Annotated in this window: 9 protein-coding genes; all 9 read left to right on the forward strand. The window is 65.2% G+C overall.

Going from position 1 to position 11,375, the window contains the following annotated elements:
- Positions 1–131: 131 nt before the first annotated feature.
- Positions 132–1,604: a beta-1,6-galactanase gene (locus AB0N07_RS03140; RefSeq protein ID WP_365831487.1), complete on the forward strand. Its 1,473-nt coding sequence runs from the start codon at positions 132–134 to the stop codon at positions 1,602–1,604.
- A 235-nt stretch (positions 1,605–1,839) separates the two neighbouring features.
- Positions 1,840–2,064: a hypothetical protein gene (locus AB0N07_RS03145; protein ID WP_365831489.1), complete on the forward strand. Its 225-nt coding sequence runs from the start codon at positions 1,840–1,842 to the stop codon at positions 2,062–2,064.
- A 62-nt stretch (positions 2,065–2,126) separates the two neighbouring features.
- Entirely contained in the window at positions 2,127–3,137 is a 1,011-nt protein-coding gene (locus AB0N07_RS03150; protein ID WP_365831491.1) for an SEC-C domain-containing protein, read from the forward strand.
- A 176-nt stretch (positions 3,138–3,313) separates the two neighbouring features.
- On the forward strand, positions 3,314–3,706 hold the full coding sequence (locus tag AB0N07_RS03155; RefSeq protein ID WP_365831525.1) for a very short patch repair endonuclease: 393 nt from the start codon (positions 3,314–3,316) through the stop codon (positions 3,704–3,706).
- 285 nt (positions 3,707–3,991) lie between these two features.
- On the forward strand, positions 3,992–6,550 hold the full coding sequence (locus AB0N07_RS03160; protein ID WP_365831493.1) for a Z1 domain-containing protein: 2,559 nt from the start codon (positions 3,992–3,994) through the stop codon (positions 6,548–6,550).
- Positions 6,547–7,572: a PD-(D/E)XK motif protein gene (locus AB0N07_RS03165; protein WP_365831495.1), complete on the forward strand. Its 1,026-nt coding sequence runs from the start codon at positions 6,547–6,549 to the stop codon at positions 7,570–7,572. Before AB0N07_RS03160 ends, AB0N07_RS03165 begins: the two co-directional genes overlap by 4 nt.
- 164 nt (positions 7,573–7,736) lie before the next feature.
- Entirely contained in the window at positions 7,737–9,560 is a 1,824-nt protein-coding gene (locus AB0N07_RS03170) for a hypothetical protein (protein WP_365831497.1), read from the forward strand.
- A gap of 65 nt (positions 9,561–9,625) precedes the next feature.
- A complete protein-coding gene (locus AB0N07_RS03175; protein WP_365831499.1) occupies positions 9,626–10,453 on the forward strand; it encodes a hypothetical protein in 828 nt (275 codons plus the stop codon).
- Entirely contained in the window at positions 10,453–11,304 is an 852-nt protein-coding gene (locus AB0N07_RS03180; protein WP_365831501.1) for a DUF6339 family protein, read from the forward strand. The genes AB0N07_RS03175 and AB0N07_RS03180 overlap by 1 nt, the downstream gene beginning before the upstream one ends.
- Positions 11,305–11,375 lie beyond the last annotated feature (71 nt).

Raw genomic sequence — 11,375 nt, forward strand, 5'->3', positions numbered from 1 at the left:
CAGGGACTGTTCGTGACTTCGTACAGAGGTTTTAGAAAGGGCTGGCACAACCCTCGACAACCTCACCCGTCACACCCGATGCTTCCCTCCAGTGACCTGACGGACCAGGTCCCAGCAAAGGCGGAGAAGCCATGATCCGACGCAGAACCCTGCTGACCGCAGCGGGCGGCACCCTCCTCGGCAGCGCTCTCGCGACCGGCACCGCACGCGCGGACGCCACGATCGCCGTCAACCCCGGGACGTCGTACGGTACTTGGGAGGGCTGGGGCACCTCCCTGGCCTGGTGGGCCAATGTGTTCGGCGCGCGGGACGACTTCGCCGACATCTTCTTCACCACCAAGTCGACGACGTACAACGGCACTTCGCTCCCCGGCCTGGGCCTGAACATCGCCCGTTACAACCTGGGCGCGTGCAGCTCGAACACCGTGAGCGGCGAGAGCATGGTCGCCTCCCCCAACATCCCGGCGTTCAAGCAGATCGAGGGCTACTGGCAGGACTGGAACAACGAGGACCCGACGTCCTCGGCCTGGAAGTGGACGGCGGACGCCACCCAGCGCGCGATGCTGGTGAAGGCGACGGCGCGCGGCGCGACCACCGAGCTGTTCGCCAACTCCCCCATGTGGTGGATGTGCCTGAACCACAACCCGTCCGGCGCCTCCGACGGCGGCAACAACCTCCAGTCCTGGAACTACCGCCAGCACGCCTCCCACCTGGCGGCGGTGGCCCTCTACGCGAAGAACAACTGGGGTGTGAACTTCGCGACGGTCGAGGCCTTCAACGAGCCGAGCTCCAGCTGGTGGACGGCGACCGGCACCCAGGAGGGCTGCCACATCGACTCGACGGTCCAGTCCGCCGTACTGCCGTACGTCCGCAGCGAGTTGGACAAGCGAGGTCTGACGTCGACGAAGATCTCGGCCTCGGACGAGACGAGCTACGACCTGGCCCGCACCACCTGGAACTCCTTCTCGTCGACGACGAAGGGCTATGTGAACCGGGTCAACGTCCACGGCTACCAGGGCTCGGGCGGTCGCAGGGACCTGTTGTACTCGGATGTCGTGACGACGGCCGGCAAGGCCCTGTGGAACTCGGAGACGGGCGACAACGACGGCACGGGCTACACGCTCGCCTTCAACCTCCTCTACGACTTCTGCTGGCTGCACCCGACCGCCTGGGTCTACTGGCAGGTCATGGACCCGTCCACGAACTGGGCGATGATCGCGTACGACGCGAGCACGCTGCAGGCGGGCGCGGTGCAGACGAAGTACTACACGATGGCCCAGTTCAGCCGGCACATCCGCCCCGGCATGAAGATCCTCGACACGGGCGTGAGCAACGCGGTCGCGGCCTACGACTCGAGCGCGAAGCGCCTGGTGATCGTGGCGCTGAACACCTCGACGTCGGCCCAGACCTTCACCTTCAACCTCTCCAACTTCACCACGGTGAGCGGCGGTTCGGGCGGCCTGGTACCGCGCTGGAACACGGTGACGACGGGCGGGGACCTGTACAGGTCGTACTCGGACACGTTCCTGAGCGGGAAGTCGGTGTCGGTGTCGCTGGCGGGGAAGGCGGTGCAGACCTTGCAGATAGACGGGGTGACGATCTGACGTCCTCGGCTCCCTCCGAGCAGCGGCCGGCCGGACTGGTGGCGCCGGCACTCGGCGGATTCGGGATGGGCTGAACGAGTTCGTGATCGCGGGCTCCTGCCACAGGTGGGCCGGAGCCTCACCGCCGACGGCGCTGGGAGCGACCCTCGCACTGTTCGGCTGCCGGCGGACAGCCGAGTCGCCCCGGTGGCCTGGTCTTCCTCACGGGCGCATTCGGCTTCGCCCAGTCCCGGACATGACCACCCGCATGACGGACCACGCCCAAGGGGTCCCGCCGGCGGCGAGAGCGAACGTATCGGCGTCCAATGCGGGCAATGCGGTGGGGGCGTGGCTGGGCGGGATCGCGATCAGTGCGGGCCGGGGCCGCACGGCTCCGCCGTACGTGGGGGCGGGCATGGTCGCGGCAGCGCTGGTGACCATGGTGTGGGCGGCGAGCGGGCGTGCCGAAGGGCTCACGTGATCCCCACCCTTTGACCAGCACATACCTCTTCTTCGCCACGGATGGGCAGTACGGTTTCCCTCATGCGCCCCGACACGCCTGCCGAGAACGTCGACCACACCGCCGAAGCGGCCCGCCTGGAGCGAACCGCCGGCCTGTACCCCGAGGACGCCGAGGCCCTGCTCCTCCAGGCCGCGGCCCACCTGGAACTGTCCGGCGACCGCCCCGCCGCGACCACGCTCTACGACCGCCTGCTGTCGTCCCAGGCGGGCCTGGAGAACCCCTACCTGGTACGAGCCCTCAAGGCCTCGAACCTCTGGGAGTACGGCCACGAGGCCGAGGCCCGAGCGATCATCGACGGCATCCGCGCCGGGGCCCCGCGCGACCCGGCCCCCTGGGTGATCGTGGCGGAGTCCCTGGAGGCCCACGACGAGCTGGAAGCGGCCCAGGAGACGTTCACGGAGGGCGCGGCCCTCCTCCTCACGGATGTGACAGATCCGCCGTATTCGACACACCCGCTGCTGTTCGGCCGCCACCGGGTCCGGCGCATGCTGGGCGTCGCCCACGACGAGTGGGACACGGTGGCGGACCTGCTCCACTCGTCCCCGGTCTCGCTGGACGAGCTCCACGACCCGAAGCGGGTGTGGTCCCTGGGCTCGGACAACCCGGCGGAACTGGCGGCGGAGATCTCGCGACTGCGGGCGGAATTGGGGACATATCGGGAAGCTCTGTCCCGCCCGTTCCCGGTGGCGGTGCTGCACTGGCCGGCGGGCGAGCTGAGGGAACTGGTGGAGGCGTACCCGACGCTGGCGACGGAATACCCGTCGCATGAGGAGCACCTGGCGACGATAGAGGGGTCGCTACGGGAGCTGGCCGCCTCCGGCACGCCGAACCTGGGGATCGTGACGGGGACGGTGCCTTCTTACGAGGCGTTCGCGGCGTCGGAGATGGCTTCGCCGGGCGAGGCGGAGCTGCTGCCGCAGTACGCGACGACGCTGGCAGCCCGGGGGCGGGCTGTGGAGTGGCCGCCGCAGCGGGGGGCGGGTTGTTGGTGCGGGTCGGGGCGGGTTTATGAGGGGTGCCACGGGGCGTAAGAGACCCATCGCGCATCAGCGGCTGGCGGTAGCCGAGGATCACCCGTCAGTCGCCAATCCCACCCCAGGTGCACCTCGCCTGCCACGAAGACGGCCAGGCATGAGCATCTCGACGGCTGCGGCACAATGCTCATGTGCCTGATGCTGTTCCGTCCTCTGCTGCTGTCTCCGCCCGCATGAGCCGACAAGGCTCGCGCGACACGGCCCCTGAGATTGCTGTTCGACGGCTCTTGCACGCGGCGGGTCTGCGTTACCGGGTGAACGTGCCCGTGCCCGGTGCACCGCGTCGCACGATCGACATCGTCTTCGGCAAGGTTAAGATCGCGATCTTCTTGGACGGTTGTTTCTGGCACGGGTGTCCGCAGCACGCGACCCACCCCAAGGCGAACGCGGAGTGGTGGCGTGCCAAGCTCGACAAGAACATGGCTCGTGACCGCGAGACGACAGATCATCTACGTGCTGCGGGCTGGACCGTCCTGAGGTTCTGGGAGCACGAGTCCGCCGAGGAGGTCGCGCGCCAAATCGCACGCGCTGTCGCATCTCGGCGGCCCACCCCCGGACATACATAAATCAGGACACAGGCATCTGTTCCGACTGCTCAGGGCCCCCACTTGAGGCGCCTGGAGCAGCTACTGCGTCGGCAAGCTACGAAATCTCCTCGGCGCGACGGGCAATCACTGCTCCGGTTTCCTGTATCCGTGACTAACTCGCCCAATAGTGTGTAGAAGTCATATGACAGTGGCGGGCCGACGCTCGCCCACACACCTGTGCCGTTCACGGAGCCATCCACAGAGTCGGGCAGGACCTGTGGGCGGCCGGCCCCAGCGAGCAGGAACGGGGAACGGTCGACCCTCATGTCCGACGAATTCGACGGTATGTATGAAACGTTCAAGGCTCTCTTGGACTTGTTCACCCCTTCAGAGGCGGTCAAGCGGCTGGAGCAGCTCGGCGTCAGCCCGGAGAACGTCGAACGGATTCGTGAGCGACATGAGCAGGGGACCATACGCATACGGGAGATGGATGAACCGCACGCCGTGGTCGTCGACAACCGCGACACCTGGTACACAGGCCCCCAGCCGAAGGACAAGTGCTGGCCGGCGGTCGTCGATCTGCTTCGCAAGGACGGCTGGCCTCAGGAGCCCGCGATCAGCAGTCTCGACGACTCATCCACTCGCGTCGTCTCGCTGCTGAACCATCCCAAGGAGAAGGAGTTCTCCACCCGAGGTCTCGTCGTCGGCTATGTGCAGTCCGGAAAGACGACCAACTTCACCTCTGTCATGGCCAAGGCCGCCGACCGCGGCTACAAGTTGTTCATCGTCCTCGCAGGCATCCACAACGGACTTCGCCGCCAGACACAGGCCCGCCTCGTGCAGCAGCTCGTCGAGCCGAACCCCTCAATGTGGTCCCAACTCACGGGGCTCGACAAGGACTTCACACCGCAGGAGAACCCGGCCTCCTACTTCGGAAAGAGCAACAAGACCCACGTGCTTTGCGTGGTGAAGAAGAACGCGACAGTGCTGCGCAAGCTCGCCCGCTGGCTCGAAAAGGCGTCCGATTATCTTGAGGACTGTCCCGCGCTGATCATCGACGACGAGGCCGACCAGGCCACCGTGGCAACGAAATCGATCAACCCGCTCATCCTCGACATCATGAGCTCGCTGCCGAAGTGCGCGTACGTCGGCTACACGGCCTCGCCCTTCGCGAACCTGCTGATCGATCCCAGCGCCAAGGACCTCTATCCCGAGCACTTCGTGGTCAATCTGCCCAAGCCGCAGGGGCACTTCGGTACCGAGGTCCTTTTTGGCCGCTACGCACTCGACGGCGAAGACCCGGATCAGGTCGACGACGGCTACGACATGATCAGGTCGGTGCCCGACGAGGACGTACCGTGCGTGCGCCCTGCGACGAAAGCCGACGTGGAAGGCTTCGAACCCGTCATCACCGACACCCTGCGCAGGGCAATCGAGTACTTCTGGCTGGTCACCGCCGCCAGGTACGTACGCGGCACCGGCAACCCGCACAGCACGATGCTGATTCACACCAGCGTCAACACCTCTGTGCACAACAGCTTCGGAAGGCCGCTGAAGCATCTGCGCGACCGGTCGGCGCGTTCCCTGGCAGACCCCAAGTTCCTCTCCCGTCTGCGTGACCTCTGGGACGAGGAAACCGCTCGTGTGCCCGCCGAGGACTTCGGTGAAACAAAGGTGCCGTTCGAGGATCTGATGCCCGAACTACCGCGAGTTCTCGACAACTGCCGCGTCATCATGGACAACTCCAGCAGCGAAGACCGTCTCGACTACGAAAACGGGCCGGTCGTGGCGATAGCCGTGGGTGGCAACACCCTCTCACGAGGTCTTACGCTCGAAGGTCTTTCCGTCAGCTACTTCGTCCGCGCCGTCTCCGCTTACGACACTCTGCTGCAGATGGGACGCTGGTTCGGCTTCCGGGGCGGTTACGCCGACTTGCCTCGTATCTGGATGACCGACGAGTTGGCCGAATGGTTCCGTCATCTGGCAACTGTCGAGACAGAGATGCGCCGCGACATCGACATCTACATGACCGAGGACGAGACGCCTCTCACCTTCGCTGTACGTCTGCGTACGCACCCTGCCTTGCGGGTGACTGCAGCCGCCAAGATGCGTGGTGCCGTCAGAGCGGCTGCGTCCTATGGCGGTAAGCGCGTCCAAACTCACTACTTCCACACCAACTCGGACTGGCTGAGGGGGAACATCGACGCCGCGCGCAAATTGGTGGCTTCCTCTGTTGTCAACGCCGTGAGGCTGGAGGACCGCGCGTCAGAGGGCCGGTATGTCTTCCGTGACGTGCCGCACGACGTGGTGATCAACTTTCTGGAGGCCTACAAGTTTCACGAGAAGTCCCCGGAGAACGACGCCGACCTGATCGTCGGATACATCCGGAAGCGAGTCTCGGCTGCTGGCTCGCTGAGGCGATGGAACGTCGCGATCGTCGGCAATCCCAGGGGCAAGGGGCACGACTTCACCTTCGCCCCCAACGTGGCTGTCGGGCGTAATTCTCGCGCCCGTCTCGCCGTCAGCAACCCCGATCCGGACTTCGCGGACATCAAGACGCTCATGAGCCGTCGCGACGCCGCAGTGGATCTGGACGGCGACACCGGAAAGCTGACCGAAAAGGGCATCATGGACATGCGCCGCAAGAAGCTGCCGGACACGGGCCTGCTGGTGCTCTACCCGATCGACAAGGTGTCCGAGCCAAGCCCGTCGAAGAAGCTGCGTGCGCCTCTGAACGCCGACGATCACGTGATCGGCGTCGGCTTGGTCTTCCCAGAGCCGTGGGACACAGACAGCACTGTGGAGAACTACATCTCCGCCGACCTGTCCAACGTACGAATCGAGGACGAGGACTTCAGCGCTCTCGACAGCGAGGAAGCATGAACGAGGGTGCGCTTCGCAAGCTCATAGAGGAGCGGTGGACCGCTCTCAACGCCGAGCGGACCAGGGGTGAACGCAGCCTGAGAGTCTCGCAATTGCCCGTCACTGGCCCTGGCGGGCCACTCGCAGTGGCCGTCGATCACAATGGGCATCGCCATGTCCTGGTCCCGGTTCATGCACACCGCAAGGTCCGCCCAGGCTTGGACGGACCCGTGCTCCGCTTGGTCAAGAGGGCTCTGGAGGACGAAGAGACCTACCAGACCTACGCCGATCTCTCCTGTCTGCGCACCGACCTCGATGATCTGTTCACGGAGCTTTGCGTCGACATCCTGGGCGCAGTCGAAGAAGTGCCCGACAACCCAGTCAAAGCTCTCTACCGTGTTCTCGATCGATGGAAGGCTCTTTTCCAGGCACAAGGCGCGCCGCTGGGTCCTGAACAAGTTGCGGGGCTCTTCGGCGAATTGATAGTGCTCGGTCGGCTCCTGGAGAAAGACCCGAGCGCCCACCGGCTCTGGCACGGCCCCGAAGGGCATCGGCACGACTTCACCACAGGTGCCACCGCCGTCGAAGTGAAGGCCACCACGGCCGGCGAAGGGCGAAGGCCGCGGATCCACGGGCTGGACCAACTTGAAGCACCGGCGGACGGGACCCTCTGTCTGGCTTGGTTCCGCCTGCAACGCACCTCCCGAAACGGCGCAGGTATCGCGTTCACAGATTTGGTCGAGCAGACGCTTCGGCTCTGTGACGACGAAGCAGCACTGCTCGATCTACTCGCAGCGGTCGGCTATCGCCCTACGGACTCCGGCCGCTATCACGACATGCGCTTCTTGATCAGCGAAGAGCGGTGGTACCAGGTTGACCCCGACTTTCCCGGACTGACATCGCAGGAACTCGTCAAGGCCGGAGTACCCATTTCGATCCTGGACGTCGAGTACACCATCGACGTGTCCGGGGAGACCCCTGTCCCCATCCCGTCCGCCCAAATACCCCAACTGATCGCGAGCATGATCCAGGAGTCTGCATGACAGAGCCCCGCTGGTTCTCACAGCCCTATCCCCCGGAAGGCGCGAGCGCCGCCGAGGGAATCCGCAACCAGCTCGGGCGTCCCGAACTCGACCTGCTCACCATCCTCGTACGTGAATCCGCCCAGAACAGCTGGGACGCTCGCAGCGCGCAGTCCTCCTCGCCCGTGGACTACCGCATCGACATATGGACGGTCGGTCCGGCCCACACCGGCGCATGGCGAGAACTTCTACTCAACGGCGCGCCCACCCGTGCGGGTGACTTTCCTTTGAGTGACGCACTGAAGCGCGGACCGGTCCAGGTCTTGGCTGTCTCCGATCGCGGTACACGAGGGCTTGGAGGACCCACTCGCGCAGACGACGCAGTAGGCCCCGACCGAGACTTCGTCTCTTTCATCCGCAACATCGGTGAACCGCGCGACACCGAGCTCGGTGGGGGCACTTACGGCTTCGGCAAGGGCATCTTCTATCTGCTGTCCAAGTCCGGAACCGTGCTTGTGCACTCACGCTGCCGCACCGCACAGGGAGGCCATGAGACACGGCTCATCGGCTGCACGCTCTGGAAGAGCTACGTGGCCGACGAGACCGGAGGGGGTCGCCGCTACACCGGTCGGCATTGGTGGGGCGACACATCGGGAGAGGTCGTCGAGCCCCTCGTCGGACGGGAAGCGGAGACCACGGCTCAGCGGCTGGGGCTCAGGCCTTTCGGCCCCGAGGAGACTGGAACCACCGTCGTCGTCATCGACCCGAACCTGGACGAACTCTCGCCGCCGGACGCAGCTGACTACTTGGCAGAGACGATCACCTGGCATCTGTGGCCAAAGATGATTTCCGTCGACGGCAACTTGCCTGCCATGAGGTTCGCCGTGGCCTGTGACGGAGTCGAGCACTCCGTGCCGGACCCGCGGGAGACCCGTCCTCTCAATATGTTCGTCGACGCCTACGAGGCGATGACCGGCCCGGACGGCAGCGCCCTGCACTGCATGAAGCCCAAGCAGTATCTCGGGCGTCTCGGCCTCGTGAAACGGATCATGCCGCCGTTGGAGCCGACGCGCGCCTCACGCATGCTCGACATCGAGGACGTCGTCCATCATGTGTGTCTGATGCGACCGGCGGAGCTCGTCGTCACGTACCAGCCTGGGCCGAAGCCTCCGAGCGTGAATCAGGGATACGCCGGGGTCTTTCGAGCCGACGAAGCGATGGACGAGATCTACGCCAAGGCCGAACCGCCCACGCACGACGCCTGGAATCCGCAGTCGCTGCTACGGCCCGAGAGCACGTTCGTGCACACCACGTTCCGGCGCATCAACGAAGCTCTGGATACTCTGCTCTCCCTCGGTGGCGTTACTCGCACCGGGGCCAGCAACATCGCCCTGGGCGCGGCAAGTTCACTTTTCTCCGGGCTCGTGGGTGGCGCCTGGGGCATTGGTGGAGCTACGGCGTACGCCAAGCCCGGCAGCACCACCACACGCGCCTCGAGATTGGACGACTTGGGGGAAAGAACGCCACGCTCAACCGCGGGCCGCCCCGTCCCCACGCCGTCCGCTACGGATCGACCCACCGTCGACGAACTGGCCGACTCGAACGGATTCGGCACCGGCACGGAGTCGTTCACCGAGGTACCCGGAACGGAGGGAACAAGCACGCCACGCCGGCGTCCGCGAGTGCAGTACCTCGGCGAGCCCTACTACGCCGATCGCGACGACGCCTCCGTACTCGTCCAGGAGTTCCGACTGCCCGTGTCTGGGCCGCAGCAAGTCCGGATCGACCTTGCGGTGACTCTACCCGGTACCGGCGGACGTGAGACGGACCCACCCATCGGGGCAAGCATGCCTGAGCTCATCGGTTGGGAGGACGACACCGGTCGCCTGTACGCGTCAGAGCCACACGTGATCGAGGGCAGTGAATCCGTCTGGCGCGCTCTTGTGCGGCCGGCCCCCGACACCATGACCGAAATCGGCATCAGGGTCGAGGCGGTGAAGACCCCGTGACCCGGCGTGTTCTTCCATATCGCGTCCCGTCCGAGGACGTTGTCGACACAGAGGCGTGGTTGCTCGTGACCCAGGACGGTGAGATTGCCCTGCCCGAGGCTCTTCCTGACTGGGACTACCAGATGGACCTGCATCTTCGCAGGACGGTCCGCGTCGACCTGGACCGGGCACGGGCGCAATCCGGTCTCCCGACCGATGCGGCACTCACACTGGCGGCCGTATGGACAGCCACCGGATCCAATCTGAGTGGGCCGGCTCAACATATGCGGCTGACCGACGGTGGCACGAGTGTCGTTGCGCTTGAGTTCCGGCTGCGGGGCGCAGATCTGGGCGGGCTGCTCATGCTCGACACCGCACTCGTACTGGCCGAGCGCCGGACGGATGCACGCCCCTCGTCTCCTCGCAGAGCAGGCTCCGTGTTGTGGAGTGACCGCAAGTTCCTGCGTCTCCAGGGTGACGCTCCACAGTTCCCCATGGCCGTGATCGACTTCGCCCGGACCTCCTTCCCCGACCACGCAGCCTGGCACCTGCAGATCAGTGGAAGCCTGGAGAGCGCAACGATGGGCTCCCTGCTCCTTCTCGTCAACGAGAGGAATACGGTCACCGCCACCGCGTTCGAGAATGCAGGCAAACCACGCCCCGTGGATCGGATCGTGCTCTCCGCCGTGTACGCGGACGCTGCCCGGGTCATGGTCGAACACGCGCTGAACAACGACGACTTCGTCGAGGACTCCGACTTTCCCGAGGGCTCGTTGGGCGCCACCATGTTGAGCCTGTTCGACCAGCTCTTTCCAGGACAGCCGATCACCGACATCCGTCTGCGCCAACGGCAGTCACCGGCTCTGTTCGCCTCGGATCTGCAGGCGGCGGTCAAGATCTTCGAGGTGTCCTGATGAGCTTCCTCTACCCCCGCTTGCTGGCCGAGCAGGCGAAACCGCTCTTCGAGGAGTACAGACACCTGTCTGCTGCGGAACTGGCAGGCAAGATGGCCGTCTCGCACGATTCAGCGGTGTACGTGGCTACAGGTGGTGACCGAGTTTCCGCAGCGCAGCTCAAAGAACTACGCGCAGGCGTCGTCGATCTGGCCAAAGATGCAGGATTCCCCGACGACTCCGATCGCGCCCGCAATGCCGACTTCGACCTTCGGCTCGCTGCTCTGCTGCACGCCGAGATGGGCATGGTGCCTGCAGAGGCCGCCTCCCGAGACGTCTGGGCCTTTCTGGCACTCGTCCTACTCCCGGATGTCGCCTTCTGGCGCTACCCCCAGCCGCCCAAGGACCGTGTTCTGGGCACAGACCTCACCCGGCATGTCTTCGGACGACTTTGGTGGCGGGCCCAACTCGTGCGGTCTTCCGACGACCCGGAACCGTACGGCGCCCTCAGGATTCTCGGCGAAGCCGCGTTCGATCAGATCTACGCCCGCCGGGCCGCGCTCGGCGGAAGTCCTCACATGGTTCGCGCCATCCTCCGTGTGTGGCAAGACCTCGATCTGACCGGGCTGAACGAACGCGATACCCTGCGTGACTTTCTAAAGAGGCTGTTGCGGCTCGCGCCGTTCGTGCTCTTCGACGGGATCGAGGAGCAGGCCTTGGATCAAGAATTGCGCGCCGTCGCGGCAGATTCCGTCGACGCTCAGCGCCAGTCGTCCACCTTGGCGTCCCCCGGAGAAGGGCAATCAACGATCAAGGCTGCTCCCGCGAACTCAGCTCATTCTCGTCGAGTGACTGCTCAGCAGGTCGTGTGACCTGCCGCTGATCGGATCGTTGGTCTGTTCGTGGGCCTGTCGAAGCGTCGTCCGTCGTACGACGATCTCGT

It is taken from the genome of Streptomyces sp. NPDC051172 (assembly GCF_040682555.1).
Taxonomy (GTDB): Bacteria; Actinomycetota; Actinomycetes; order Streptomycetales; family Streptomycetaceae; genus Streptomyces.

Bases quoted from the DNA above. Each gene is read 5' to 3' on its own strand.
- AB0N07_RS03140 (WP_365831487.1), top strand. From the start codon at position 132: ATGATCCGACGCAGAACCCTGCTGACCGCAGCGGGCGGCACCCTCCTC.
- AB0N07_RS03145 (WP_365831489.1), top strand. From the start codon at position 1,840: ATGACCACCCGCATGACGGACCACGCCCAAGGGGTCCCGCCGGCGGCG.
- AB0N07_RS03150 (WP_365831491.1), top strand. From the start codon at position 2,127: ATGCGCCCCGACACGCCTGCCGAGAACGTCGACCACACCGCCGAAGCG.
- AB0N07_RS03155 (WP_365831525.1), top strand. From the start codon at position 3,314: ATGAGCCGACAAGGCTCGCGCGACACGGCCCCTGAGATTGCTGTTCGA.
- AB0N07_RS03160 (WP_365831493.1), top strand. From the start codon at position 3,992: ATGTCCGACGAATTCGACGGTATGTATGAAACGTTCAAGGCTCTCTTG.
- AB0N07_RS03165 (WP_365831495.1), top strand. From the start codon at position 6,547: ATGAACGAGGGTGCGCTTCGCAAGCTCATAGAGGAGCGGTGGACCGCT.
- AB0N07_RS03180 (WP_365831501.1), top strand. From the start codon at position 10,453: ATGAGCTTCCTCTACCCCCGCTTGCTGGCCGAGCAGGCGAAACCGCTC.